Origin of the sequence: Streptomyces sp. NPDC058239, from assembly GCF_042882185.1 — a bacterium.
Taxonomy (GTDB): Bacteria; Actinomycetota; Actinomycetes; order Streptomycetales; family Streptomycetaceae; genus Streptomyces.
The window spans coordinates 137,310-161,999 of sequence record NZ_JBHVWS010000013.1; the positions used below are offsets into that span (position 1 = coordinate 137,310).

Annotated in this window: 24 protein-coding genes; 14 read left to right on the forward strand and 10 right to left on the reverse strand. The window is 70.2% G+C overall.

The genetic code is table 11. The annotated features are described in order from the left end of the window. Nucleotides 1–26 precede the first annotated feature (26 nt). Nucleotides 27–755: an Imm52 family immunity protein gene (locus tag ACFVYE_RS17445; RefSeq protein WP_389606192.1), complete on the forward strand. Its 729-nt coding sequence runs from the start codon at nt 27–29 to the stop codon at nt 753–755. Nucleotides 756–784: 29 nt separating this feature from the next. On the opposite strand, the gene ACFVYE_RS17450 is transcribed toward ACFVYE_RS17445, so the two are convergent. The 4 genes from ACFVYE_RS17450 to ACFVYE_RS17465 form a co-directional block, all read right to left on the reverse strand. Then, the gene (locus tag ACFVYE_RS17450) at nt 785–1,234 is read right to left on the reverse strand and encodes a DUF3592 domain-containing protein (RefSeq protein WP_389606194.1); all 450 of its coding nucleotides are present in this window, start codon (nt 1,232–1,234) and stop codon (nt 785–787) included. A gap of 20 nt (nt 1,235–1,254) precedes the next feature. Next, a complete protein-coding gene (locus tag ACFVYE_RS17455) occupies nt 1,255–1,839 on the reverse strand; it encodes a hypothetical protein (RefSeq protein WP_383970149.1) in 585 nt (194 codons plus the stop codon). 61 nt (nt 1,840–1,900) lie between these two features. Next, nucleotides 1,901–3,931, reverse strand: a complete 2,031-nt coding sequence (locus ACFVYE_RS17460; protein WP_383970147.1) for a hypothetical protein — start codon at nt 3,929–3,931, stop codon at nt 1,901–1,903. Next, nucleotides 3,898–4,269: a hypothetical protein gene (locus ACFVYE_RS17465; RefSeq protein ID WP_389606196.1), complete on the reverse strand. Its 372-nt coding sequence runs from the start codon at nt 4,267–4,269 to the stop codon at nt 3,898–3,900. The genes ACFVYE_RS17460 and ACFVYE_RS17465 overlap by 34 nt, the downstream gene beginning before the upstream one ends. A gap of 138 nt (nt 4,270–4,407) precedes the next feature. On the opposite strand from ACFVYE_RS17465, the gene ACFVYE_RS17470 reads away from it, so the two are divergent. After that, entirely contained in the window at nt 4,408–5,643 is a 1,236-nt protein-coding gene (locus tag ACFVYE_RS17470) for a hypothetical protein (protein WP_389606198.1), read from the forward strand. A 24-nt stretch (nt 5,644–5,667) separates the two neighbouring features. Here ACFVYE_RS17470 and ACFVYE_RS17475 read toward each other — a convergent pair whose 3' ends face one another. Then, nucleotides 5,668–6,723, reverse strand: a complete 1,056-nt coding sequence (locus ACFVYE_RS17475) for an Lrp/AsnC family transcriptional regulator (RefSeq protein WP_389606200.1) — start codon at nt 6,721–6,723, stop codon at nt 5,668–5,670. Between the two features lie 85 nt (nt 6,724–6,808). Here ACFVYE_RS17475 and ACFVYE_RS17480 point away from each other — a divergent pair, with 85 nt between their 5' ends. The 3 genes from ACFVYE_RS17480 to ACFVYE_RS17490 are packed head-to-tail and all read left to right on the forward strand — an operon-like array spanning nt 6,809 to nt 11,057. Further along, complete coding sequence (locus ACFVYE_RS17480) at nt 6,809–8,071, forward strand: MFS transporter (RefSeq protein ID WP_383970137.1); 1,263 nt, start codon at nt 6,809–6,811, stop codon at nt 8,069–8,071. Continuing rightward, complete coding sequence (locus ACFVYE_RS17485) at nt 8,068–9,357, forward strand: amidohydrolase (protein WP_389606203.1); 1,290 nt, start codon at nt 8,068–8,070, stop codon at nt 9,355–9,357. The genes ACFVYE_RS17480 and ACFVYE_RS17485 overlap by 4 nt, the downstream gene beginning before the upstream one ends. A gap of 35 nt (nt 9,358–9,392) precedes the next feature. Beyond that, entirely contained in the window at nt 9,393–11,057 is a 1,665-nt protein-coding gene (locus ACFVYE_RS17490) for an amidohydrolase (RefSeq protein ID WP_383970131.1), read from the forward strand. Between the two features lie 67 nt (nt 11,058–11,124). Here ACFVYE_RS17490 and ACFVYE_RS17495 read toward each other — a convergent pair whose 3' ends face one another. After that, a complete protein-coding gene (locus tag ACFVYE_RS17495; RefSeq protein WP_383976564.1) occupies nt 11,125–11,508 on the reverse strand; it encodes a DUF192 domain-containing protein in 384 nt (127 codons plus the stop codon). Between the two features lie 103 nt (nt 11,509–11,611). Between ACFVYE_RS17495 and ACFVYE_RS17500 the strand changes: the two genes are divergently transcribed. The 3 genes from ACFVYE_RS17500 (at nt 11,612) to ACFVYE_RS17510 (ending at nt 13,825) form a co-directional block, all read left to right on the forward strand. Next, nucleotides 11,612–12,421, forward strand: a complete 810-nt coding sequence (locus tag ACFVYE_RS17500) for a prepilin peptidase (protein ID WP_383976562.1) — start codon at nt 11,612–11,614, stop codon at nt 12,419–12,421. Nucleotides 12,422–12,495: 74 nt separating this feature from the next. Beyond that, nucleotides 12,496–13,299, forward strand: coding sequence for a class I SAM-dependent methyltransferase (locus ACFVYE_RS17505; RefSeq protein ID WP_383976561.1), 804 nt, complete (start codon nt 12,496–12,498; stop codon nt 13,297–13,299). Nucleotides 13,300–13,366: 67 nt separating this feature from the next. Beyond that, nucleotides 13,367–13,825, forward strand: coding sequence for a hypothetical protein (locus ACFVYE_RS17510; protein WP_383976559.1), 459 nt, complete (start codon nt 13,367–13,369; stop codon nt 13,823–13,825). Between the two features lie 91 nt (nt 13,826–13,916). Here ACFVYE_RS17510 and ACFVYE_RS17515 read toward each other — a convergent pair whose 3' ends face one another. Next, on the reverse strand, nt 13,917–15,068 hold the full coding sequence (locus ACFVYE_RS17515; protein ID WP_383976557.1) for a winged helix DNA-binding domain-containing protein: 1,152 nt from the start codon (nt 15,066–15,068) through the stop codon (nt 13,917–13,919). A gap of 51 nt (nt 15,069–15,119) precedes the next feature. Here ACFVYE_RS17515 and ACFVYE_RS17520 point away from each other — a divergent pair, with 51 nt between their 5' ends. After that, nucleotides 15,120–15,647, forward strand: coding sequence for a hypothetical protein (locus ACFVYE_RS17520; RefSeq protein WP_383976555.1), 528 nt, complete (start codon nt 15,120–15,122; stop codon nt 15,645–15,647). 225 nt (nt 15,648–15,872) lie between these two features. Here the strand turns inward: ACFVYE_RS17520 and mgrA are convergent, their stop codons facing one another. After that, complete coding sequence (gene mgrA / locus ACFVYE_RS17525; protein WP_383976553.1) at nt 15,873–16,913, reverse strand: L-glyceraldehyde 3-phosphate reductase; 1,041 nt, start codon at nt 16,911–16,913, stop codon at nt 15,873–15,875. 200 nt (nt 16,914–17,113) lie between these two features. Between mgrA and ACFVYE_RS17530 the strand changes: the two genes are divergently transcribed. The 4 genes from ACFVYE_RS17530 to ACFVYE_RS17545 all read left to right on the forward strand — a co-directional run bounded on the left by ACFVYE_RS17530 (nt 17,114) and on the right by ACFVYE_RS17545 (nt 22,386). Beyond that, on the forward strand, nt 17,114–17,875 hold the full coding sequence (locus ACFVYE_RS17530) for an isoprenyl transferase (RefSeq protein ID WP_327273203.1): 762 nt from the start codon (nt 17,114–17,116) through the stop codon (nt 17,873–17,875). A 537-nt stretch (nt 17,876–18,412) separates the two neighbouring features. Beyond that, a complete protein-coding gene (locus tag ACFVYE_RS17535) occupies nt 18,413–19,735 on the forward strand; it encodes a PhoH family protein (protein ID WP_383976551.1) in 1,323 nt (440 codons plus the stop codon). 390 nt (nt 19,736–20,125) lie between these two features. Then, nucleotides 20,126–20,833, forward strand: coding sequence for a transglycosylase SLT domain-containing protein (locus tag ACFVYE_RS17540; RefSeq protein ID WP_389606208.1), 708 nt, complete (start codon nt 20,126–20,128; stop codon nt 20,831–20,833). Between the two features lie 134 nt (nt 20,834–20,967). Continuing rightward, nucleotides 20,968–22,386 (forward strand): AI-2E family transporter, encoded by a 1,419-nt coding sequence (locus tag ACFVYE_RS17545; RefSeq protein ID WP_389606210.1) that lies wholly within the window; start codon nt 20,968–20,970, stop codon nt 22,384–22,386. 69 nt (nt 22,387–22,455) lie between these two features. Here the strand turns inward: ACFVYE_RS17545 and ACFVYE_RS17550 are convergent, their stop codons facing one another. Continuing rightward, nucleotides 22,456–22,989, reverse strand: coding sequence for an alkyl hydroperoxide reductase (locus ACFVYE_RS17550; RefSeq protein ID WP_072483998.1), 534 nt, complete (start codon nt 22,987–22,989; stop codon nt 22,456–22,458). Nucleotides 22,990–23,001: 12 nt separating this feature from the next. After that, nucleotides 23,002–23,556 carry a peroxiredoxin gene (locus tag ACFVYE_RS17555; RefSeq protein WP_150487917.1) on the reverse strand — a complete coding sequence of 185 codons (555 nt, stop codon included), beginning with the start codon at nt 23,554–23,556 and terminating at the stop codon, nt 23,002–23,004. Between the two features lie 131 nt (nt 23,557–23,687). On the opposite strand from ACFVYE_RS17555, the gene ACFVYE_RS17560 reads away from it, so the two are divergent. After that, nucleotides 23,688–24,647 (forward strand): hydrogen peroxide-inducible genes activator, encoded by a 960-nt coding sequence (locus ACFVYE_RS17560; RefSeq protein ID WP_383976884.1) that lies wholly within the window; start codon nt 23,688–23,690, stop codon nt 24,645–24,647. The last annotated feature ends 43 nt before the right edge of the window (nt 24,648–24,690 follow it).

Sequence of the window (24,690 nt, forward strand, 5' to 3'; positions counted from 1 at the left end):
CGGGAAGCAAGGCTGAAGGGAAAGCCGTGTTGTACGTCGTGGCCAACGGCCTGTGGGGTGTCCGCGAAGAGAGCACATCAGCGATTGCCGAGCGCTGGCTCACCACCTTGAACGGGCTCAGGGGCATTGACGGTCCGACGTTCGACGGGTGGCACGAGGCGGAGGACGGGGTTGCTTCGGACCCCGTTCTGGAACCTTCGGCCGACACGCTGACCGCCTACATCGAGCGGAAGAACGTAGCACCGGACATCGGCGTGATCGGAATTACGTCCTCGCTCTGGGCGCAGAACCCGGGGATGCCGCGTGTGACCGTGGCCGTTCACGCAGGTGGCACTTCCCAGTGGGTCACGAACTCCCTCGCGGTCACCTTCCGCTCCCGCGAGGTGGAGGAATCGGCAGAGGTGATCCGGCGCACCCCCGAGATGCTCCGCGTCATTGCCGAGGCCTGGGACATCGACGCCGGCCAGGTGTACAACAAGTCCGAATTCCGGGCCGTGTCCGATGAGTTCGACCTCAAGAATTCCCATCCCCGATGCGGCCGGGCGGTCTACCTCTCCGCCGGGCGGGCGGCGTCGGCACCCGAAGGGCTCGACGGCACGTACACCCGTACCGCGGACGACGGCCTGGTCATCGACCTCACCCGGGGCGGTACGACCGTGCCGAGCGTCGAGGCGATCGTCGAGGCCAACAGGGAACTACGGGCGGCCGGGGCGCTGGAGCCGATCCCGGAGCCGTACGACCGCGACAAGTTCTGACGCCTGCACGCCCGCACGCCTCACGCCCGTCAGAGCCACCCGCGCATCGCCGCGAACCCGACCAGCAGCCCCACCGCGAACACCCCCAGCACGACCGCGAACACCGCGGGCATCACCACCGGCCCCCACGCCCCCGGGCCCGCCACCGTGGCGTGCTTCGACGGCGCCGCCGGGTCGTAGCTGACCCGGACCGGCGCCCCGACCTCGAAGCCGAACGGGCCCGGGGCATGGTCGGTGAACTCGATGTCGCGGCCGTCGCGGGTACGGAACGCGAAGACGTACTCGGTGACGTAACTCCGGTCCATGCCCGGCCCCCGGTCGACCGTCCGACGGTCCGCGCACCGGCCCTCGGCGTGTTCGCCGTGCCGGACCAGCCGCAGCACCCGATTCAGACGCAGCGCAGAGCGGACGGCGAACGCGCCGAGGAACAGCCCGAACAGAAGCAGGAACGTGGCCGTGCCGCCGGGCAGGATCTGCATGAACGAGCGCCCCTGATCCGCTACTTGACGGTGATCGAATCGACGAACGCGTCGAGGTCCTGCCGGCTCAGCGAGCCCTTCACCGCATTGATCCGGACCGCGAACGGCACGTCCTTCGAATCGACGCCCGCCACCACGACGCCCGTCATCTCGGTGCCCGGCGCCGGGGTCTGCTCCTTGCCGCTCGACGTGAACTCGTAGTCGATCCTGCGCGCCTCACGGGCGCTCTCCGCACCCGCCAGCCGCACGTCCGAGGTCTCCTTCCGGGTCGCCCCGAGACCGATACCGGCACCCGCCGCAGCCGCGGCCTCACCCGCGTCGTCCACGCCCGTGGCGAAGTCGAGCTGCACGGAGACCATGCCGGTGCGCAGCCCGCCCTCCTCCTTCAGCGCGACGGCGGCGTTGGCCTTGGCCCGGTCGGCCGCGGGCTGTTCCTTGTAGCCCTCTTTCTCGGGGTAGCCGACGGAGAGGCTCTTGGTGTCGAGCTTGCCCCAGCCCTCCGGGACCGCGGCGGCGTCTTCGCCGCAGCCGGTGAGCAGGGCGAGGCCGATGGCGGCGGCAGCAGCTGCGCCGATTGCCCGGGACATCTTCATCGTCGTCGTCATCGCCTATCGCCTCGTCGTCGTGCGTGGTTGCTGCGCACCGTAGCCGTACCCGGTGTACGAACTACTTCGCGCAGTAGCTGTACGGAAGGTACGCGCGCTTGTCGCCCTGCGGAGCCCCGAGGAACTGCGCGTCCGTCAGTGTCTCCTTCTTGTGCTCGTCCGAGATGGAGAATCCGAGACTCATGCCGAGCGAAACCTCGAAGCCGAACTCCTGGGCGTCCGTCTCACCGTGGTACTTCATGGTGCTCGACAGGCCGTCCTGGAACATCAGCTGGTCGAACGGGTCGGTTCCGGTGGGCTTCTGCTGCATGGAGTGGTCGCCGAACATGTACTCGAACGGGGCGGTGTTGTTGCCGGAGCCGTCCAGCCACTGCTCGGCGACGGCCCGCTTGTCCTCGGTGGCCTTGTCGGTGTCCTTGCCGAAGACGATCGAGTTCGTCAGGACCTCGATGCCGGTCTCGCCGGAGGAGTCGGTGCCGCTGACCTTGCCGCCGCGCTTGTCCTTGCCCTTCTCGCCGTTGTCGCCGCTGATGTCGCCCTTGTCGGACGTCGAACCGTTCTCGACGGTCTGGGTCATGTCGATGCGGACGATCTTGCCGGTCTTCTGGTCGCGGGTGACGGTGATCGCCCCGGTCCGGCTGTCCTTCGCGGCGGCCGTGCCGCCGAGCGGACCGGCCGAACCGCCGACCTTGCCCTCCAGGTCGAGCTTGGCGGTGTACGTGTACGACTCGTTGCCGTTGACGTCGTCCTTGGTGATGGTCACCTCGGGGGAGAACTTGGCCTTGCCGCCGAGCTTGGCACCGAGTTTGGTCTCGTCGCCCGCGCTGATGGAGAGGCCGCCGTCCGCGTACACATTGAGGCCGACGGTCGAGTACGAGATCTTCTTGTCACCGATCTTGCTCTCGACGTCCTTCTTCTTGTCGGCCCACTTCATCCCGGAGTACCAGCCGCCGCCGTAGCCACCGCTGTACTTGGTGGAGGTCTCCCACATCTTCATTTCCTCGATGTCGTCCCGCATCTTCTTGGCGTCCTCCTCGCTCTTGAAGACCCAGGTGTCACCGTTGGTGATCTTGATGCCGCCGCCGACGTCCACATCGGCCTTGCCCAGCTTGCCGAGCTTGACGCCGGGGGTGCTGGCGGTGGCACCGGCCGAGGCGGCGTCCGTGAACGTCATGTAGACCAGCTTGTCGTTCTCGTCGACCTTGCCGTCCTCGTTCACATCCGTCTTGGCCTGGCTTACCTTCTGCTGGAAGCCGTACTCGTTGCCCCACTCGAACCAGCCGATCTTGACCTTGTCGCCGACGGTGTCGGAGATGCTGGAGACCTGGCACATCTTGGGCTCGTAGTCGGCGTCCGTCTTCGGCTTCGCGGTGGTGTCCCCGCCGCCGGTGGAGCAGCCGGCACCGCCGCCGCCCATCGAATTGATCGCACAGCGGATGCGTTCCCCGATCTGCCCGCCGACCCCCGCCATGGCCATCGCGCCGATCATCGTGACGACGAGGACGATCACCCCGAGGTACTCCATCGCGGTGGCTCCGCCGTCCCGCCAGGAGTACGGGTGGTACGGCGCCGCGGCCGGCTGCTCGTCGCGGTCGTCCAGCAGTCGGTCGACGGCCAGCCCCACGGCCGAACCGGTCACCAGCGAGACGATCGGCATCAACGCGCCCTCGAAGCCCACGAGATGCCAGGACACGGCGAATCCGTAGACGAGCGCGGCCAGCGGGACACCCAGGGAGGCGAGCAGCGTCAGAAGGCGGGACTCGCGCTGTTCGTCGGGCAGGACGCGGGCCGATGCCAGGACCGTGAGCACGGTCGTGATGACGTTCGGTACGTGCAGCAGGGCGAGGCGCCAGCCGAAGGACGAGAGCCGTTCGTCGGTGGCGAGCATCTCGACGAGCCCGCGCGACACCAGATATCCGGCGGCGATGTAGACCAGAGCACCGGCGGCCCAACTACGGGTCAGTGCGAAGAACACGCCCCCGCTCCCGCCGGAACCACCACCCCCGCTCCCCGGTGGTATGTGGCCCGCGCTTCCGCTTCCCCAGCCCCCGCCACCAGTCACGGTTCTTCCTCTCCGACGCTCACTTGCCATGCCTGTGCCCGCAGTTCTGCATTCGGGTGTGGGCGTGAGCGTACGGCGGTACGGGCCGGGTGACCTGGGCCCTTGGCCCCAAAGTCGGGCCCAACGAGCGATGTCCGGCTCCCCGCGGGGTGCGGGGAGCCGGACATCGGGGAGAGGCGGTCCGGGGATCGGTCCAGATCATCCGCGAACGTTCCCGCGCGTTCGGCGACCTCCGGCTTCCGGACCCGCAGCACGGCGAAGCCGACGACGCCGACGACCAGCGCGGCGATGAGCAGGGCCCAGCCGGTCACGAAGGAGCCGGGCGCCCCGAGCGAGAGCCGGGAGAAGGCGTACAGCGAACCGACCACGGCGCGAGGACGGGGCCGAGGTCCTCCGGTCGATCGCCCCCGCCCTGCCGCTCTTCCGCACCAAGCTCCGCCCGTAGCCGGGCTCCGCTGCCCGGCTCGTGGCGGGTGGGGCCACCTGCTGCGGAGATAATCGGCAGCATGCCCGCCGACGATCCGGCCGCTCAGGCCACCGCCCCCGCACAGCAGCTCGTGCGGCAGCGCAGCCGCCGAACGCGGCCGCAACCGCCGCATCCCCCCGCCCGAGGCCGCCTCGCCACGGCCCTCGCGGCGGCGGCACCGGCCCTCGGGGCGTACGCGGCCGTGCGTCTGATCGGTCTCGTCGTCCTCGCCGCCGCCGCGTCCAGCGCCGACAAGAGCGCCTTCCACCTCCTCGGCGAGCGCTGGGACTCCGTCTGGTACCAGCGGATCGCCGAGAACGGCTACGGCTACACCGTCACCCTCCCGAACGGCGGCATCCACTCCGACCTGGCCTTCTTCCCCCTGCTGCCCGCTCTGGAACGCGGTATCGCCGAGCTGACCCCGCTCTCCCTCGCGGGCGCCGGACTGCTGGTCGCCTGGGTCGCCGCGCTCTTCGCCGCCTGGGGGATCCACGCCGTCGGGGCGCATCTGTACGGGCGCCGGGCAGGGGTGGTGCTGGCCGCGCTGTGGGGCGTGTACCCGACGGCGTTCGTGCAGTCGATGGCGTACACCGAAACGCTGTTCACCGCGTTCGCCGCCTGGGCGCTCCACGCCGTACTGACCCGGCGCTGGATCGTGGCGGGCGTCCTGTGCGTACTCGCCGGGCTGACCAGGCCCTCCGCGGCTGCGCTCATCGCCGCCCTCGCGATCACCGCCGCGGTCACGCTGGTGCGGGAGTACCGGGCCGGCCGGACGGACGGCATCGTCCGCCGCAACGCGCGGATGCTGACCGGTACCGCACTGGCGCCGCTGGGCTGGCTCGCGTACGTGGTGTTCGTCGCCGTACGGGAGGGCAGCCCGTTCGCGTACTTCGACGTCCAGGCACAGTGGGGCAACAGCATCGACGGAGGCGTGGCGCTCGCCTCGTTCATCCTCGGGCTGCCGCTGCCCGGCGCGCTCGGGCTGTGCGCGGCGCTGGTGGGCCTGGGATGGGTGGTGTTCCTGTGCGTACGGCAGCGCCAGCCGCTCCCCGTACTCGCCTACTGCATCGCCGTCGTCGTCATCGCGCTGATCGGCTCCGGGTACTTCGGATCCAGGCCGCGGCTGATGATGCCCGCGTTCCCGCTGCTCCTCCCGCCCGCCGTCGCGCTGCTGCGGCTGCGCACCACGGCCCGTACGGTGACGGTCGTCGCCGTGCTCGCGGTGGCGTCGGCGGCCTACGGGGCGTGGACGCTGCTCGGCTCCGGCCCGCCGTGAGCGCGAGCATGTGCGTGAACCCGGTCAGGGCCGGGGCAGGTCCAGCGGAATGCGACGGGTCGCGCGGCCCCGGGTGTCCAGGAGCCAGCCCATGCGCTTGGGGGAATGCAGCGTCACCGTGCGGTCCTTGACCTCCAGCGCCGGGAAGCGTTCCGCCAGCAGCATCTCGAACGGGCCGATGGCGTTCAGGCCATGGAGCCAGACGATGACCAGGAGGTTGTGCGGTCCGCTGACGGAGACGCACATACGGACCTGCTCCATGCGGGCGAGGGTGTTTCCGGTGTGTTCGAGGTGGGCGTGCGGGACGGCGGCCCGGTAGATCACCATGGTCGACAGACCGGCCAGGGGGTGGGCGATGTCGCAGCGGAAATTGAGGTCGCCGTGGTGGATCAGGCGCTGGAGGCGACGGCGGGCGGTGTGCTCGCTCATCCCCGTGGCGGCGCCGAGCTCGGTGTATCCGAGTCGCCCGTTGGCGCCGAGGGCGGTCATCAACGCCTGGTACTCGGGGGACGGCCGGTCGTGCATGTCCGTGCTGTACGTGGACTGCCGAGCGGCACGCGGAGCCGGGAGCGTGGCACGCCCCGCCGGTTCCATCGCCCGGATCCGCCAGTCGCCGCCTTCGCCGTAGAGCGTGATCCCGAGCCGGGTACGGGTGGAGCGCAGCCCCGGCAGACCGCCGATGGTGCGGTGGACCGACCGGCCGAGCGTGGGCAGGTCGGTGGCGACGACGGACACGAAGAGATCGAAGTCCCCGGCCGTCTCGTCGATGCTGAAGACCCAGGGCAGTTCGGCCAGGGCGGCACTGACCGCTTCGATGGAACTGGGCCGGCAACGCACCTCGACATAGGCGACCGTGGCCGATTTCGGCGCGTCGTAGGCGGTGATCCATGCCAGGCGGTTGGCGCGCAGACGCTCCCAGCGGCGGGCCGCGGTCGTCGCGTCCACGCCGAGCGCCCGGCCGATGCGGGTCCACGGTGCACGGGGCGCGGCCTGGAGCGCGTCGACGAGGGCGAGATCCAGTTCGGAGAACCGTGTGTCGGAATCCGGCGCCTCCGGTGAGCCGACGACGCTTTCCTGCATTTTCGGTCCTCCCTCGCACACAGGCCGGATCGTAAGGGCACTTCCCGGCCGACAGCCAGTATCGGCCACTGTAGAGAGGAGTGCCGTGCCTGCTCTGCGCCCGCGAATCCCGCGCCCCGAGGCCGCGAACCGCACGGTCAGGACCACGGTGGTGCTGCTGTTCGCCGCCTGGCTGGTCGACTACACCGACCGGCTCGTGATCAACCTCGTACTGCCGTCCATCGGTGAGGACTTCGACCTCAACCGGGGACAGCAGGGACTGATCGTCTCCGCCTTCTTCCTCGCCTACGCGGCCTGCCAGATCCCCGGCGGCATGCTCGCCGACCGCTTCGGCGGCAAGCGGGTCACCTGCTGGGCCCTGCTGGCCTGGTCCCTGTTCACGGCACTGACCGGCCTCGCGTGGTCCTTCGCCGCCCTGCTCGTGCTGCGCTTCGCCTTCGGAGCGGCCGAAGGGATCTTTCCGCCCGCCGGGACGAAGGTGCTGGTCGAGCGGACCACGCCCGAGGAGCGGATGGGTGCCAACGGGTTGATCATGAGCTCGAACGCACTCGCCGCGGTGGTGACACCGCTCGCCGTCGCACCGCTGATCAGCGTCTTCGGCTGGCGGTCCGCCTTCTTCTCGACGGCGGCGCTCGGTGTCTTCGTCCTGGTGGCGATACGGATGCGGCTGCCGGATCCCCTGCCCCGTACAGAGCCGGACGCCGGGGCGCGAGACCGCCGGGGCGTCCGTGACCTGCTGCGCATGGGCGTGCTCTGGCGCTTCGCGCTGATGATGTTCGGCTACTGCGTCATCGTGTGGGGCCTCAACACCTGGGTTCCGTCCTACCTCAGCGAAGAGCGCGGTATCTCCCTGACCTCGGCCGGAGCCCTCGTCGCGATTCCGGCACTGGGGGCAGCCGCGGCCACGATCGTCGGCGGCCGTCTGGCGGACCGTTTCGAGGGCCACCACCGGAAGGTGATCGTGCCCGGGATGACGGTGGCCGCGCTCGCGCTGCTCCTGATGGCCTTCTCGGCCTCGATCGTCGGTTTCATCGTCTTCGGGACTCTCGCCATCTTCGCCGCTTCCCTCTGCTACATGCCGATCTTCGCGGTGCCCCTGCGCAGCCTCGCTCCCGAACACGTCGGAGTGGGCAGCGCGGTGATCGTCTTCGGCGGACAGGTCGCCGGCATGATCGCCCCGCCCGTCATGGGCGTCCTCGCGGACACCTTCTCCTTCCAGGTCGCCTTCGCCTTCCTCGTGCTGGGCGCGGTCGTCGCCGCGGTCATGGCCGTCGCCACCCCTCAGGACACCACGTCCTTCCATGCTTCCTCCGCACGCCGTACCCCTCTCGCAATGGAGCACTCATGACTGCCTCGGTCACCTCGCTGCTGTCCGGACTGAACGGCGAACTGCCCGGCCTGCGCGACCTGTACAAGGATCTGCACGCCAACCCGGAACTCTCCTTCCAGGAGGTCCGTACGGCGGGAATCGTCGCCGCCCGGCTGCGGGAGCAGGGCTGGGACGTCACCGAAGGGGTGGGCAGAACCGGCGTCGTCGGTGTCCTCACCGAGGGCGACGGCCCGGTGGTGCTGCTCCGCGCCGACATGGACGCGCTGCCCGTGAAGGAGGAGACCGGACTCCCGTACGCCTCCACGAGGACCGGGGTGGACGCGGAGGGCAACGAGGTCCCGGTGATGCACGCCTGCGGCCACGACATGCATGTCACCTGTCTGCTCGGCGCCACCGCGCTGCTGGCCGCCAACCGGCACGCCTGGCGCGGCACCGTCGTCGCGGTGTTCCAGCCCGCCGAGGAGATCGGTGGGGCCCCGGCCATGATCGACGACGGCTTCCTGGAGCGCTTCCCGCGCGCCGAGGTCTGCCTGGGCCAGCATGTGGGGCCCGTCCCGGCGGGTTTCGTCGCCACCCGGCCCGGTCCGGTGATGGCCGCGTCCGACAGTGTGCGGGTGCGGCTGTTCGGGCGGGGCGGGCACGGGTCGACGCCCGAGGCGACCGTGGATCCCGTCGTGATGGCCGCCGCGGTCGTGATGCGGCTGCAGACGGTCGTCTCCCGCGAAGTGGGGGCGGCGCAGCAGGCGGTGGTGACCGTGGGCTCGATCCACAGCGGCACCAAGGAGAACATCATCCCGGACACCGCCGACCTCAGGATCAACATCCGCAGTACGACTCCAGCGGTACGGGAGCGGGTCCTGGAGGCCGTCAAGCGGATCGTCCGCGCCGAGGCCGCCGCCTCCGGCGCCCCGAAGGAACCCGAGATCACGGACTTCAACGCCTTCCCGGTGACCGTCAACGACCACGAGGCCACCGCCACCGTCCAGGCGGCGCTGACCCGGGCCCTGGAAGAGGGGCGTGTCTTCACCCTGCCCCACACACTCACCGGCAGCGAGGACTTCGGCGTCTTCGGCACCGCGCTCCAAGTGCCCTCGGTCTTCTGGTACTTCGGCGGCGCGGGCCTGGCCGCTTTCAAGGACATAGACCCCGACGCCCTGCTGGAGAACGGAATCCCGTCCGAGATCCCCGGCAACCACTCGCCGCTGTTCGCACCGGTCATCGACCCGACCGTCGAAATCGGCGTGACATCGCTGCTGGCGGCCGCCGCGCAGTGGCTGACGGCCAAAGCCGACACCCCCCGATAGCCGCTGCGCACGACAGAACGACGGAGGAGAGAGCCATGAAGCAAGCCCCCGAACTGATCTTCGTCGGTGGTCCGGTCCTCACCATGGACCCCGAACACCCCCGGGCCGAGGCCCTCGCCGCACGGGCGGGCGTGATCATCGCCGTCGGCGGCAGGGACGAGGTACTGGCCCTGCGCGGCCCCGGCACCCAGGTCGTGGACCTGGCGGGGCAGGCGCTCATGCCGGGATTCGTCGAGGCCCACGGCCACCCGACGACGATGGCCCTGGCCATCGCCCCGCCCGCGGTGGACGTGCGCCCGTTCACCGTGCCGACCGGCGAGGCCGTCCACGCCCGGATACGGGAGGCCGTGGCCGCGGCGCCCGGCGAGCCCGTGGCCGTGTACGGGATCGATCTGCTGCTCCAGCGCGACCTTCCGCTCCCCACGCGGGAGTTGCTCGACGAGCTGTGCCCGGACGCCCCGCTCGTGGTGTTCACCGCCAGCGGCCACGCCGCGTACGCCAACACCGCCGCCCTGCGCGCCGCGCGGATCACCCGGGACACCCCCGACCCGGCCGGGGCCCGCTTCGTCCGCGACGCCGACGGCGAACCCACCGGCGAGGCCCAGGAGGGTGCCGCCGTCGAGGCGTTCATGTGGGTCGTGGCAGGCGACCGGCTCCAGCCGGCGAAGCTCGCCGCCGCGCTGGAATGGTCGTACGCCGAGCACGCCCGGGTCGGCATCACCACCGCCGCCGACCTGGCGACCGAGCCGGGCCTGCTCGCCGCTCTGCGGGCCGCCGCCGATCACCCCCGGGCGGCCCTGCGCGTCCGCTCCTACCTCATCGGCACCCCCGAACTGGCCGCCGACCCCGAACGGCGCTTTCCCGGACACGCCCCGGCCGCCGAGCTGTTCGGCATCTCCGGCATGAAACTGTGGGCCGAGGGCACCGCATGGCAGGGCACCATCGCCACCAGCTTCCCGTTCCAGGACAACGAAGCCACCCGCCGCATCGGCCTGGACCCCTGCGCCCACGCACCCATGAACTACAGCCCCGATCAACTCGCCGAGCTGGCCACCGCGTTCACCGCCCAGGGCTACCCGATGGCCTGCCACGTCCACGGCGACGTCACCTTCGACGCCGTGCTCGACGCGTACGCCAAGGCCGGCGCCGACGACCCGGAGCGGCTGCGGGCCATGCGGCCGCGCATGGAGCACTGCGGCGCGGTCACCCCCGACCAGTACCGCCGCGCCGCCGCCATGGGCGCCACCGTCAGCCTCTTCATGGACCACATCCGCTGGTGGGGCGACGTCCTCGCGGACGATCTGTTCACCCCTCGGATCGCCGAGCGGTGGATGGCCGTGCGCTCGGCCTGGGACGCCGGACACCGCGTCTCCCTGCACAACGACGGCATGTGCTCACCCACCGACCCGCTCGCCTCCGTCGCCACCGCCCTCACCCGCCGCACCCCGGCCAGCGGCCGCGTCCACGGCACCACCGAGCGCCTGACCATCGACGAGGCGCTGCGCGCGGTGACCACCAACCCGGCGTGGCAACTGCACCTGGAGAACGAGATCGGCATGCTGCGCCCCGGGATGCGGGCCGACCTGGCGGTCCTGACCCAGGACCCGTACGCCGTACCCGCCGAGCGCTACGAACGGTTCCAGGAGGAGGTCGCCGTCTCGGCCACCTACCTCGGCGGCCGCCCCACCTGGACGGCGTGAACGAGGTGTCGTACGTGTGAGAGCGGCCCGGCTGCCGCTACGTGATGGCAGCCCGGCCGCCCACGCCTCAGCCCCGGCTCTCCTCGGTCTGGACGATCCGCACCCGCGCCCCCGGCCGCAGTCCCCACTTCTCCATCGCCCCGGCCTCCGACTCGATCACATGACGGGCCCGCAGCCGCGGCATCCCGAGCCGGCCCGGCTTCATCGTGTGGACGGCGACCACGTTGAACTTCCGGTCCAGGTACGCCACATCGATGGTGAACCGCATCCGGAAGGTGTGCACACTCCCGCACGGGGTGATCAGCAGGGCGCCGTCGATTCCGTCCTGCCCCAGCAGCCCGCGGCTCCTGGCCCTGTACGTGGCCGCGATCCGCAGCGGTATCTCCGGCTCCTGCCCCCCCTGCGGATCGGTGACCGTCAACGTCCCATTCCCATTGCGCCATTGAGCCATGGCCAAGACGGTAGCGTCCGGTGACGGCCGCTGGGTCCACAACGGTGCGCAGTGGGCCCCAGGACCCATGACCCGTGCCCGGCACCCGCCTAGGGTCTGCTCCGTGTACGCCATGCTGACAGTGCTCGCCGCACTCTGGGGCGCAGCGGCCGGACTGCTGGTCCCGCGCGCCGCCTACCGGTTCTCCGTCGAACCGGAGGACGCCTGGCGGGACACCTGCCCCGCGGGCCACGCCCTGACCGGGGTCGCCCGCGGCTGGCTCGGCTCCACCCGGTGCGCCATGTGCGCGGCGGCGGTGCCGGTCCCCACCGCTCCGGGCGCCGAGCCGGGAGACCGGGGCGGCCGGGAAGACACCGGACAGCCCGCGGCGCGCTACGCCCCCGGTGTCCTCGTCCCCGTCGTCACCGCGCTCGCCTGTGCCGCGCTCGCAGCGGCCACCGGACTCCGGCCCGAGCTCGCCGTCTGGCTGCTGCTGGCCCCCGTCGGCGTACTCCTCGCGACCATCGACCGCCGCGTCCACCGCCTGCCCGACCGGCTGACCCTGCCCGCCGCGGGGTCGGTCACCGTACTTCTGGGCATTGCGGCGCTGCTCCCGGAGCACGGCGGATCCTGGCCCTCGGCCCTGCTCGGCGGTGCGGCCCTCGGCGCCTTCTACTTCCTGCTCTTCCTCATCAACCCGAACGGAATGGGCTTCGGAGACGTCAAGCTCGCCCTGTCGCTGGGTGCGGCCCTCGGCTGGTACGGCTGGGCCGTGGTGTTCGCCGGGGGCTTCGCCGGTTTCCTGCTCGGTGCGGTGTACGGGTTCGGGCTGATGGTCCTGAAGCGGGCCGGGCGCAAGACCGGCATCCCGTTCGGACCTTTCATGATCACGGGTGCGCTGCTGGGCATGGTGCTCGGCGCTCTGGCCGCCTGACCGCTGGTCGGCCCGCCGCCCGCCCCGCTGTATTGAGGTCGCGCGGGCCACCGCCCGGCTGACACCATTCCCGTATGCCCGGAACACCCGCAGAAGCAGCAGAACACGCACGGTTCGACGCCCTCGTCGCGGAGGCCGCCGCCGTCTCCGTCGACGGCTGGGACTTCTCCTGGCTCGACGGCCGGGCCACCGAACAGCGCCCCTCCTGGGGCTACGCCCGCGCCATGGCGGACCGGATGGGACGGGCCAGGGCCGCCCTCGACATCCAGACCGGCGGCGGCGAGGTCCTCGCCTCCGTGCCGAAGCTGCCGCCGCTCACCGTCGCCACCGAGTCCTGGCCGCCGAACATCGCCCGCGCCACCGCACTTCTGCACCCGCTCGGTGCGGCCGTGGTCGCCGATGCGGACGAGCCACCGCTGCCGTTCGGCGACAACGCCTTCGACCTGGTGGTCAGCCGGCATCCGGTGACCACCTGGTGGGCGGAGATCGCGCGGGTGCTGACCCCCGGGGGCACGTATTTCTCGCAGCAGGTCGGTCCGGCCAGCGTCTTCGAACTCGTCGAGTACTTCCTCGGCCCGCAGCCGCCCGAGGCGCGCGGTGCCCGCGACCCGGAGAAGGCACGGGCCGAAGCCGAGGCGGCCGGGCTCGAAGTCGTCGACCTGCGGATGGAGACGCTGCGTACCGAATTCTTCGACATCGGCGCCGTCGTCTACTTCCTGCGGAAAGTGATCTGGATGGTGCCGGGCTTCACCGTCGAGGAGTACCGGCCGAAACTGGCCGCGCTGCACCACCGGATCGAGACCGAGGGGCCGTTCGTGGCCCACACCACCCGATTCCTGATCGAGGCCCGCAAGATCGAGGCCCGCAAACCGGGGTAGGCCGTGCCCCCTGCTTTCGCCCGAAGGATGCGACCCTGGACGGTGAGCGCATGGGAGGGAACCGGCCATGAGGGTGGGGAACGAAGGCGAAGCGCCGCGTGTTCCGCGGCGGGGGAAGGCCGACTGGCTCAGAGGCGCACGGATCGTCGGAGTGCTCGGCGTCTTCTACCGGCCGGAAGGGCGGATGGGGGAGCCGGAAGCCGTCGAATTCCTGCTGGCCGACGGCCAGTCGGTGCTCCTGACCTGCGCCTCCGACGGGACCCTGCATGTCGGCCCCGGCGCCTGGCCGGGGCTGCCCGACTGGTGCGTACCCTCGGGGCAGTGGGAGTTCGCCGCCGTGTCGAACCTGCCGCAGCCGCCCGACGGCGGCTGGACCGTCACCCGCACCGAGGAGCGCAGGGACGAGAAGGGCGAGGTGCACGAGGCCGTCATCCGGTGCGAGGGCGGACGCTTCGTGGTCATCGGCGGTGACACCGTGTCGATCCGCTTCACCCGCGGCCACCGGGGCGCACCGGCAAGGGGATGACTTCCGGCCCGTCCGGCGCTTGAGAACAGGACGGCGACCGGACGGGCCCGGCGAACCGATGCCGTCACAGCGCCGGCCGCGCCGGCAGGCGCTACGCGTGCGGTCCCACCGCCACCTTCCCCACCGTCAGTTCCGGTGTGCCCTCAAGCACTTCGCCGACCCGCGCCACCTGCTCCTCCAGCCCCCGCAACTGCCCGGTCGTGAGCGGTGACAGCGGCTCCACCGTCACCGCGATCCGCCGGCCCGACCGGCGCTGGTGCCACACCCCGGCCACGGTCCCGTCGATCAGCAGCACCGGGAAGTTCCCCGCCTGACCACCCGCCAGCGCACGGATGTACGCCGCCCCGGGGAAGAGCTTCTCGCGCGGCTGGGAGGCGATGAGATACGCGTCGAAGTAGGGGAGCAGCCGAACCCCGCGCACCGGTTCCACCGGAAACGCGGTGTCGCCCGCCACCAGCCAGGCCGGCTCCCCCTCGTACACCACCTCGTCGATCTCCCCGCGCGCGGCCATCCCCGCGAACAGCTCCGCCGCCCAACGCTGCGGCGCCGCGAGCCACTTCGCGAAATGCTGGGGTGTGGCCGGACCGTACGCGTACAGATAGCGGCGTACGAGACGGGCGAGCGCCTCCGGACCGTCGAGCGGAACGGCGTCCGGGCGGGTGAAGGTGACCTTGCGGCCGCGACCGGGCGCGAAGCACAGCGCGCCGCGGTGACCGGCAAGATGCATCACCTGCCGCCAGCGCGGCCACATGTCCTGGAACGCGGGCATCACCCGCTCCCCGGCCCATGCCCCGGCACGCTCCACCACCGCCTCCGAGAGTTCGTCGATGGTCAGCTCAGCCCCGGTCAGCGCGTCCGAGATGGCGGCGAGCACGGCCTCGGTCTGCTCCGGCGTCATCCGTATATCCCCGGGGAGCGGACTGCGTGCGGCCGGTACGGCGGACAACGCACCGGTCCACATGGACAGTTCGGCCATCGGCAGCAGATGGACGGTGCCGCGCGGCCCGTACGTCTTGACCAGCGTGCGCTCCGTCCAGAGCGCCTCGCGCACATCTATACGGGTCGCGCCCGCCGTCCGCAGCCCGACGGAGAGCTCGGCGGCCGACAGCACCTGGGCATGCGCGGCCGGCAGCGCGCCGACCACATCGGCCGGGGTGAGGTGCACCGGAGCGGCGAGCCCCTGGCGTTCCATCCGGCGCGCGTTCGCCCCGGTCCAGGTCACGGTCGCGGTTCGTGTCGTCATGATTCGGAAACTAGCGGCCCATCAGGTCAGGTCCTGTCCCATACTCGGCCCATGACCTCTGCGAGACGTACAGCCAAGGCTCTCGTCACCGCGTCGGTGCTCCTCCTGACGCCCGCCCTCGCCGGCTGCGGCACGGAGCGGGCCGGGGGCGCCGGACCCGGTGCGGGATACAGTCCTCCGGCCGTGGGCGCCTCCCCCTACGTCGAACCGGACGCCGGCGACGGCGCGCCGCACTACCGGGAGAACCACGCCTTTCAGTCCACCGCCGAGCTGTCCCCGGCCGACCGGGCCAAGGGTGCTGCCGAAGTGAAGAAGGTCGAGGCGGGCCTGGCCGGGATGGCGGAGGGCCGCAAGACGACCCAGTCCCAGATCCGTGCGGCACTCGCCCGTCTGGGATACGGCCCCGAGACCATCTCCACCGACACCTTCGGGCCCCACCGCAACACGTTCATCCTCGACCTCGGTGCGATCTGTGTGCAGGGGGCGCTGGACGGCATGGTCAACGGGCTCGTCACGGCAGAGGCACACGGCAAGTATCTCGAAGGCACCGGCTGCGTGAAGCCGGTCGGCGGCCACTGAGACGTCACCGGATGCCGTGCTCGCAGCGGAGTCCAGTGAATTCGGAGAGTAATTATGGAGTGGCGCGGCACGCAGCATCACTTACGAAGGGTTATGGTGGAAACCCCCCCTCGGGCCGGTCCGTATCCCCCCCCACGGACCGGCCCGTTTTTTGTGGGCCCGCTGTGCGGACCCCGTGGCGGCCGCGTGCCGACTGCGTATCGGCCCCGCGAAGGCCGCCCCCGGTCAGCTCCGTCCGGCCCAGATGTTGGTGCCCGCGGTGTCCACGGCGAAGGTGTCGATCTCCTTCAACTCCTCGGCGGACAGCGGCGCCCCGGCCAGCGCCGCGACGTTCTCCTCCAGCTGCTTCACGCTCGAAGCGCCGATCAGCGCCGACGTCATACGGCTGTCCCGCAGCACCCAGCCGAGTGCCAGCTGGGCGAGTGACTGCCCGCGCCGCTGGGCGATGTCGTTCAGCCCGTTCAGCCGGCGCAGCACCTCGTCGGAGAGCAGGCCCGGGTCCAGGGACTTGCCCTGGGTGGCGCGCGAACCCTGCGGGATGCCCGTCAGGTACTTGTTCGTGAGCAGGCCCTGGGCGAGCGGCACGAAGGAGATGCAGCCCATGCCGGCCGTCTCCAGGGTGTCGAGCAGCCCGTCGTCCTCGATCCAGCGGTTGATCATCGAGTAGGACGGCTGGTGGATCAGTGCCGGTACACCCATCTCCTTGAGCAGCCGGGCCGCCTCGGCGGTCTGCTCCGCGTTGTAGGAGGACACACCCACGTACAGTGCCTTGCCCTGCTGTACGGCGGAGGCCAGCGCCCCCATCGTCTCCTCCAGCGGAGTGTCCGGGTCGAAGCGGTGGGAGTAGAAGATGTCGACGTAGTCGAGCCCCATCCGCTTCAGCGAGGCGTCGAGCGACGACAGCAGGTACTTGCGGGAGCCCCACTCGCCGTACGGGCCGGGGTGCATGTCGTAGCCGGCCTTGGTGGAGATGATCAGCTCGTCCCGGTACGGGGCGAAGTCCTGCCGGAACATCTTGCCGAAATTGAGCTCGGCGGAGCCGGGCGGCGGCCCGTAGTTGTTGGCCAGATCGAAGTGGGTCACCCCGAGATCGAAGGCGCGGCGCAGGATCGCCCGCTGGGAGTCCAGCGTGCGGTCGTCGCCGAAGTTGTGCCAGAGGCCGAGGGAGATGGCCGGGAGCTTGAGACCGCTGCGGCCGGTGCGGCGGTACTCCATGGAGTCGTAGCGCGAACCGGCGGCCCGGTAGAAGAGAGGAGAATCAGTCACGTTTCTCTCCTTATCACGGACTTGTGACAGGCCGGGTTGGGCCGGTGCACCGCCTGCGCAGTAATGTGGCGACTTCGGGGACTGCCACGGCACGGCGGGGCGATGGACTCTGCGGAGTAGTGCGGCGATCCCCAGGGGGACGACCCCGGACCCCGGGCAATGGGGCGGGCGGGCCCGCACGGAACCGAGAGGTGAACTCAGTGAACTTGCGCGACCTGGTGTACGGGCTCTACGCGCGCCGGGTGGAGGCCCGCCTCGACCACACCCAGGTGCCCAAGCACATCGGCGTCATCCTCGACGGCAACCGGCGTTGGGCGAAGGCATCCGGCGGCACGGCTGCGCAGGGGCATCAGGCCGGTGCGGACAAGATCCAGGAGCTGCTCGGCTGGTGCAGTGAGACCGATGTGGAAGTCGTCACACTCTGGCTGCTCTCCACGGACAACTTCGACCGGCCCGAATCCGAGCTGACGCCGCTCCTCGGCATCATCGAGAACACCGTGCGCGACCTCGCGGCGGACGGGCGCTGGCGGGTCCACCACGTCGGCACGCTCGATCTGCTGCCCGCCCACACCCAGACCGTGCTCAAGGAGGCCGAGCAGGCCACGGCCGGCATCGACGGGATACTGGTCAATGTCGCCGTCGGCTACGGCGGGCGCCAGGAGATCGCGGACGCGGTCCGCTCGCTGCTGCTGGACCACTCCGCCAAGGGGACGTCCTTCGAAGACCTGGCGGAGATCGTCTCCACCGACCTGATCTCCGAGCACCTCTACACCCGGGGCCAGCCCGACCCGGACCTGGTGATCCGCACCAGCGGCGAGCAACGGCTGTCCGGTTTCATGCTCTGGCAGAGCGCGCACTCCGAGTACTACTTCTGCGAGGTCTTCTGGCCGGCCTTCCGCCGCGTCGACTTCCTGCGAGCCCTGCGCGACTACGCAGCCCGCCACCGCCGCTACGGCGGCTGACACCGCCGCCCCACGGGGCTCCGCCCCCGACAGGGCAACCGCTCCCGGCGGTACCGGTTCCGTCCGCGATCGCCGGACGGGTTCGAGTGTTGCCACCCGCCGGTCATCTCGTGGTGGTACCGCGCCCACACGGCCCCTTTCCAGCCCGTCGAGGGGGCCTTTCCCATGCCTTTGAGGCCATGGGGGAGTTCTGCGGGCGGAGCCGTTCGGGTGAAGTGCCCGAACCCACAGGCCCGGGCCACCACTCCCAGCTCACCGCCCGCCCCGGAGCGGCATGGCTTCGCGTGTTCGAGGGAATACCCCTGACAGGTCGATGTCCGGTCACAAACCAGGCGGACGTCGTGTCCAAGTGAGCGGCATGGAGTCCGCTCGCCCGGGAGGCCTCTTGCACACGAAGGACCGTACATACAGTGCGGCCGACGCGGAGGGCCGGCGCTCGGCCCGTGCATCGGGGCCGCAGCCCGGTCCGTCCTCTCCCATTGGGATGCTCCGCGACGCCGTCGCACCCCAACCTCGTCCGAGGGGGTACGTCCTTCCGTGGTGACCAGCACAAAGCGCCGCATGTCCGACAGGCGCACCTATGTTCTCGACACCAGCGTCCTGCTGGCCGATCCGAACGCCATGGCCCGGTTCGACGAGCACGAAGTCGTGCTCCCGATCGTCGTGGTCACGGAACTGGAGGCCAAACGGCACCACCCGGAGCTGGGGTACTTCGCCCGGCAGGCCCTGCGCCTGCTGGACGACTTCCGGACCCGGTACGGCCGGCTGGATGCCCCGATCCCGCTCGGGGATCTGGGCGGGACGCTGCGCGTCGAACTCAACCATTCCGACCCCGGCGTACTGCCCGCCGGCTACCGGTTGGGGGACAACGACTCACGGATCCTCGCGGTCGCGCGCAACCTCCAGGCCGAGGGGTACGACGTCACGGTCGTCTCCAAGGACCTGCCGCTGCGTATCAAGGCGTCCTCGGTCGGCCTCCTCGCCGAGGAGTACCGCGCCGAACTCGCCATCACCGACTCCGGCTGGACGGGAATGTCGGAACTGCCCCTCGCCGCCGAGCAGGTGGATCTGCTCTACGGGGAGGAGACGCTGTACGTACCCGAAGCCGCCGAACTGCCCGTGCACACCGGACTGGTCCTCCAGTCCGAGCGCGGCAAGGCGCTCGGCCGGGTCACCGCCGAGGGGAATGTGCGCCTGGTGCGCGGCGACCGGGAGGTCTTCGGCATCCACGGCCGCAGCGCCGAGCAGCGCATCGCGCTCGATCTGCTCCTCGACCAGGACGTCGGCATCGTGTCGCTGGGCGGCAGGGCCGGCACCGGCAAGTCGGCGCTGGCGCTCTGTGCCGGTCTCGAAGCCGTCCTGGAGCGCAGGCAGCACCAGAAGGTGATGGTCTTCCGCCCGCTGTACGCGGTCGGCGGACAGGAACTGGGCTATCTCCCCGGCACCGAGGCCGAGAAGATGAGCCCCTGGGCGCAGGCCGTCTTCGACACGCTCTCGGCGGTCGCCGGACGCGAGGTGATCGAGGAGGTGCTGGGGCGCGGCATGCTGGAGATCCTGCCGCTCACCCACATCCGGGGTCGCTCGCTCCACGACGCCTTCGTGATCGTCGACGAGGCGCAGTCCCTCGAACGGAACGTACTGCTGACCGTGTTGTCCCGGATCGGGGCAAATTCCCGGGTGGTGCTCACGCATGACGTGGCCCAGCGGGACAACCTCAGGGTCGGCCGGTACGACGGAGTCGTCGCCGTGGTCGAGAAACTGAAGGGGCATCCGCTCTTCGCGCATGTCACGCTCACCCGCTCCGAGCGTTCGCAGATCGCCGCGCTGGTGACCGAAATGCTGGAGGAAGGCCAGATCTGATACGGGATACGACAGTTGGTGCCGCCCGGCGAGCGAAGCAGCTTAGCCGGGCGGCATCATGCTGCGGCGGCATTTCCGTAAAACACTTGCTCCGAACGGGGTGTGAGCTTTCACACGCAACAGAGAATTGCCTACCGGCGTGCCGTTCCGGCAGAGTCTTGCTTCCGTCAGGCCCCGCATACGGCACACCCGCACCTCCAGAGGTGCCACGCACCGCACAACTCAACAATCGCCGTCCGTATGCCGCCCGCGAGCATCACGCGGCACTCCCCCAGGGGAGCTGCCCACCGGGCCCGTGCCTCCCGTGACCCAAGCAGTAGGGAGGCCAGCGCCAGGGGCACGATTGCGTCCGCGAGGTCACCTAAGCGGACGCTGCTGGAAGGACACCGTGTGAGCCGGATCTCGGTCCGGGGGTTCGCCGTGGCGTCAGCCACTGCGGTCACCACCGTCGGCGCCGTCGTAGGCGTTGCCTCGGGCAGCACTCCCGCTGCCGACGACAACAACTTCGAGGCGACCGCAGCCGACACGACGCTTCTCGCCGACATCCCTGCGGGCCAGCAGGCCCAGGTGCAGACCGCCTCGCTGACTCAGCAGGCCGACGCCCAGGCATCCGCGGCCGACGCGTCGGCGAAGAAGTCCGTGGAGGAAGCGGCCCGCATCCAGGCTGCCAAGGACGCCAAGTCGAAGAAGCAGGCGGCCGAGGACAAGCTGGAGAAGGAGCGCCAGGACAAGAAGGACGCGGCCGAGCGCGCCAGCCGTTCCGAGGTCCGCAGCGCCTCCTCGTTCGCGCAGCAGGGCTCGTACACCGTGGCCGAAATCCAGGCGATCGCGCGGCAGATCGTTCCCGCCGACCAGTTCCAGTGCTTCAGCAACATCGTGAACGTCGAGTCGAGCTGGAACTACCGGGCGACCAACCAGTCTTCCGGTGCCTACGGCCTCGTCCAGGCGCTGCCCGGCTCGAAGATGGCATCCGCCGGAGCCGACTGGCAGACCAACCCGGCCACCCAGATCAAGTGGGGGCTCAGCTACATGAACAGCGGCCGTTACGGAAGCCCGTGTGCTGCCTGGTCCTTCTGGCAGGCCAACCACTGGTACTAGAACCTTCCGAGGTTACGGTCTCAACCTCTCGAAGCCCCTCGCCGTCCTACGGTGAGGGGCTTCGCGCGTGTACGGTCGTTCCGGACGCTCGGCGGGGGAGCGGTGGGGAGAGAAGACGGGGGAAAGGGACGATCATGTCGAAGCTTCCGGGGTGGCTCGGCCGTCTGGGCGCCGAACTCACCGAACTGGGCGAGCGGCTGGAACAGCGCAGGGCCGAGGCCGAGGGGGGCGAGGCCGCGTCGATCGAGCCGCCGGAGACCGGCGCCGAACCCGCCGCTGCCGTCCCCTCTGCAGTGCCTGCCGGGGCCGTACCGGCCGAGCCGGGCCGGCGTGGCGCCGCTGCCGACCGGGTGCCGCCGCCGCCCGCGTACGCCCCCTCCGTGGCCGCCCGGCCCGATCCGGTCGCGGCGATCCCCTGGGGCATGCGCGTCGCGGCCGAGGCGTCCTGGCGGCTGCTCGTCCTGGCGGGCATGCTCTGGGTGCTGATGAAGGTCATCAGCGCCGTACAGCTGGTGGTTCTGGCCTTCGTCGCCGCGCTGCTCGTCACCGCGATGCTGCAGCCGACCGTCGCCCGGCTGAGGCGGTACGGTCTGCCGCGCGGACTGGCAACCGCGGTCACGGCGGTCCTGGGCTTCGTCATCATGGGGCTGGTCGGCTGGTTCGTGGTCTGGCAGGTCATGGACAACCTCGACACCCTCTCCGACAAGGTGCGGGCGGGTATCGACGAGTTGAAGCGCTGGCTGCTCGACAGCCCCTTCCATGTCACCGAACAGCAGATCAACGACGTCGCGAAGAACCTCAGCGACACCATCGGCACCAACACCGAACAGATCACCTCCGCAGGGCTGCAGGGCGTCACCGTGATGGTGGAGGTTCTCACCGGGATACTGCTGGCGATGTTCTCGACGCTCTTCCTGCTGTACGACGGGAAGCGCATCTGGCGCTGGGTCCTGAAGCTGGTGCCCGCGCAGGCCCGGCCGGGTGTCGCGGGTGCCGGGCCGCGTGCCTGGCGGACCCTGACCGCCTATGTGCGCGGCACGGTCATAGTGGCGCTGATCGACGCGATCTTCATCGGCCTCGGGATCTGGTTCCTCAACGTGCCGATGGCGGTGCCGCTCGCCGTCTTCATCTTCCTCTTCGCCTTCATCCCGCTGGTCGGCGCGGTGATCTCCGGCGCGCTCGCGGTGGTCGTCGCGCTGGTCACCGAGGGCGTGTTCACCGCGCTGATGGTGCTGGCCGTGGTGCTCGCCGTGCAGCAGATCGAGGGCCATGTGCTGCAGCCGTTCATCCTGGGACGCGCGGTGCGGGTGCATCCGCTCGCCGTCGTCCTCTCGGTCGCCGCGGGCGGCATGGTCGCGGGCATCGGCGGAGCGGTCGTCGCGGTGCCGCTGGTCGCGGTCACCAATACGGTGGTCGGCTATCTGCGGTCGTTCGGGCAGGAGGAAGCCCTGAGGCACGCGCCGCCCCCGCGTGGGGCGACCGCGATCGACGTCGCCCCGACGCCCGCACCGGGATCGCCGCCCGAGGACAGCGGCGGCAAGAAGACCGAGTGAACAGAAGAAGGGCCCCGGGGACGGTCGGTCGTCCCCGGGGCCCTTCTCGTACAAGGGGTACTGCTGGTCCTACTCGGCGAGCACGGCCTCGGCATCGAGGGTCACGCCGACCGCCTGGATCACCGAGGCAATCTTGACGGCTTCCTGAATGGTCTCACGGTCCACGCCGGCCTTGCGCAGCACCTGCTCGTGGGAGTCCAGGCACTGGCCGCAGCCGTTGATCGCGGAGACGGCGAGCGACCACAGTTCGAAGTCGATCTTCTCCACGCCGGGCTTGCCGATGACGTTCATCCGCAGGCCCGCACGGAGCGTCCCGTACTCGGGGTCCGACAGCAGGTGCCGGGTCCGGTAGAAGACGTTGTTCATCGCCATGATGGCGGCGGCCGACTTCGCGGCGGTGTACGCCTCCGCGGAGAGGTTGGCCTTCGCCTCCGGCTCCAGCTCGCGCAGCACCTTCGGCGAGCGCGAGGCGATCGCGCAGGCGAGGACGGTGCCCCACAGCTGCTGCTGCGGAAGCTCGCTGTTCCCGATGACCGAACCGAGGTTCAGCTTCAGGTCCTTGGCGAAGTCCGGAACGGCGGCCTTCAGTTCGTCGAGTGCCATGTCGCTGTCAGCTCACTCGCCCGAGAGGAGCGCGACCGGGTCGAGGGTGTTCTCGCCCTTGGTCCAGTTGCAGGGGCACAGCTCGTCGGTCTGCAGGGCGTCCAGGACCCGCAGGACCTCCTTGGGGTTACGGCCCACGGAGCCGGCGGTCACCATCGTGAACTGGATCTCGTTGTTCTGGTCGACGATGAAGACGGCGCGCTGGGCGAAGCCGTCCTCGCCCTCGATGCCGAGGTCACGCATGAGCTCGTGCTTCGAGTCGGCCATCATCGGGAAGGGCAGGTCCGTCAGGTCCGGGTGGTCCTTGCGCCAGGCGTGGTGCACGAACTCGGAGTCACCGGAGAAGCCGAGGACCTGGGCGTCACGGTCGGCGAACTCGTCGTTCAGCTTGCCGAAGGCGGCGATCTCGGTGGGGCACACGAAGGTGAAGTCCTTCGGCCACGCGAAGACGATCTTCCACTTGCCCTCGTAGGTCTTGTGGTTGATCTGCTCGAACTCCTTGCCGCTCTCCAGCGAGACACAAGCAGTCAGGTCGAACTCGGGGAACTTGTCACCGACAGTGAGCACGCGCTCTCCTTGTAGCGTAGGAATTCCCTTTTGCAGGAGTTCCTGAGGGTTGGACGATCTCCACCTTGGCACAGAGTGCATTGATCGCGGAAATAGCTACACTCGGTCGTGATGATCGGAGGTGCCTATCAGTGGCGCAGAGTAACCAGGGCAATCGGACCAAACAGCCCAGCCTGTCGCAGCTGCGCGCCTTCGTGGCCGTCGCCGAACATCTGCACTTCAGGGACGCCGCGGCAGCAATCGGGATGAGTCAGCCGGCGCTGTCCGGAGCCGTGTCGGCGCTGGAGGAGGCACTGGGTGTCCAGCTCATCGAGCGTACGACGCGCAAGGTGCTGCTCTCGCCGGCCGGGGAGCGGCTCGCGGTCCGGGCCCGGGTGGTGCTGGAGGCCGTGGGTGAGCTGATGGAGGAGGCCGAGGCGGTCCGGGCGCCGTTCACCGGAGTGCTCAGGCTCGGCGTGATCCCGACCGTCGCGCCGTATCTGCTGCCGACCGTGCTGCGGCTGGTCCACGAGCGCTACCCGGAGCTGGACCTCCAGGTGCACGAGGAACAGACCTCCTCGCTGCTGGAGGGGCTGGCCGCGGGAAGGCTGGATCTGCTGCTGCTCGCCGTGCCGCTCGGGGTGCCGGGCGTGAGTGAACTTCCGCTCTTCGACGAGGACTTCGTACTGGTCATGGAGCGGGACCACTGGCTGGGCGGGCGCACCGACATTCCGCGCGAGGCGCTGCGCGAGCTGCCGCTGCTGCTGCTCGACGAGGGGCACTGCCTGCGCGACCAGGCGCTCGACATATGCAGGGAAGCGGGGCGTACGGAGGGCGCGCCGGTCACCACGACCGCGGCCGGGCTCTCCACGCTGGTGCAGCTGGTCGCCGGCGGGCTCGGGGTGACGCTGCTGCCGCGTACCGCGGTGACGGTCGAGACCGGCCGCAACGATGCGCTGGCCACGGGGTATTTCGAGGACCCCGCACCGTCGCGGCGGGTGGCGCTGGGGATGCGGACAGGGGCGGCGCGGCACGAGGAGTTCGAGGAGTTCGCGACGGCGCTGCGGGAGGCGATGGGGGCGCTGCCGGTACGGGTGACGGCGGGCGGGTGACGCAGAAGGGGTGCGGTTCCGGTTCTCCTGGGTCCGCACCCCT

Bases quoted from the DNA above. Each gene is read 5' to 3' on its own strand.
- ACFVYE_RS17460 (WP_383970147.1), bottom strand. From the start codon at position 3,931: ATGGCAAGTGAGCGTCGGAGAGGAAGAACCGTGACTGGTGGCGGGGGC.
- ACFVYE_RS17510 (WP_383976559.1), top strand. From the start codon at position 13,367: ATGAGGGTGGGGAACGAAGGCGAAGCGCCGCGTGTTCCGCGGCGGGGG.
- ACFVYE_RS17545 (WP_389606210.1), top strand. From the start codon at position 20,968: ATGTCGAAGCTTCCGGGGTGGCTCGGCCGTCTGGGCGCCGAACTCACC.
- ACFVYE_RS17485 (WP_389606203.1), top strand. From the start codon at position 8,068: ATGACTGCCTCGGTCACCTCGCTGCTGTCCGGACTGAACGGCGAACTG.
- ACFVYE_RS17550 (WP_072483998.1), bottom strand. From the start codon at position 22,989: ATGGCACTCGACGAACTGAAGGCCGCCGTTCCGGACTTCGCCAAGGAC.
- ACFVYE_RS17450 (WP_389606194.1), bottom strand. From the start codon at position 1,234: ATGCAGATCCTGCCCGGCGGCACGGCCACGTTCCTGCTTCTGTTCGGG.
- ACFVYE_RS17495 (WP_383976564.1), bottom strand. From the start codon at position 11,508: ATGGCTCAATGGCGCAATGGGAATGGGACGTTGACGGTCACCGATCCG.
- ACFVYE_RS17520 (WP_383976555.1), top strand. From the start codon at position 15,120: ATGACCTCTGCGAGACGTACAGCCAAGGCTCTCGTCACCGCGTCGGTG.
- ACFVYE_RS17505 (WP_383976561.1), top strand. From the start codon at position 12,496: ATGCCCGGAACACCCGCAGAAGCAGCAGAACACGCACGGTTCGACGCC.
- ACFVYE_RS17455 (WP_383970149.1), bottom strand. From the start codon at position 1,839: ATGACGACGACGATGAAGATGTCCCGGGCAATCGGCGCAGCTGCTGCC.
- ACFVYE_RS17490 (WP_383970131.1), top strand. From the start codon at position 9,393: ATGAAGCAAGCCCCCGAACTGATCTTCGTCGGTGGTCCGGTCCTCACC.
- ACFVYE_RS17475 (WP_389606200.1), bottom strand. From the start codon at position 6,723: ATGCAGGAAAGCGTCGTCGGCTCACCGGAGGCGCCGGATTCCGACACA.
- ACFVYE_RS17470 (WP_389606198.1), top strand. From the start codon at position 4,408: ATGCCCGCCGACGATCCGGCCGCTCAGGCCACCGCCCCCGCACAGCAG.
- ACFVYE_RS17515 (WP_383976557.1), bottom strand. From the start codon at position 15,068: ATGACGACACGAACCGCGACCGTGACCTGGACCGGGGCGAACGCGCGC.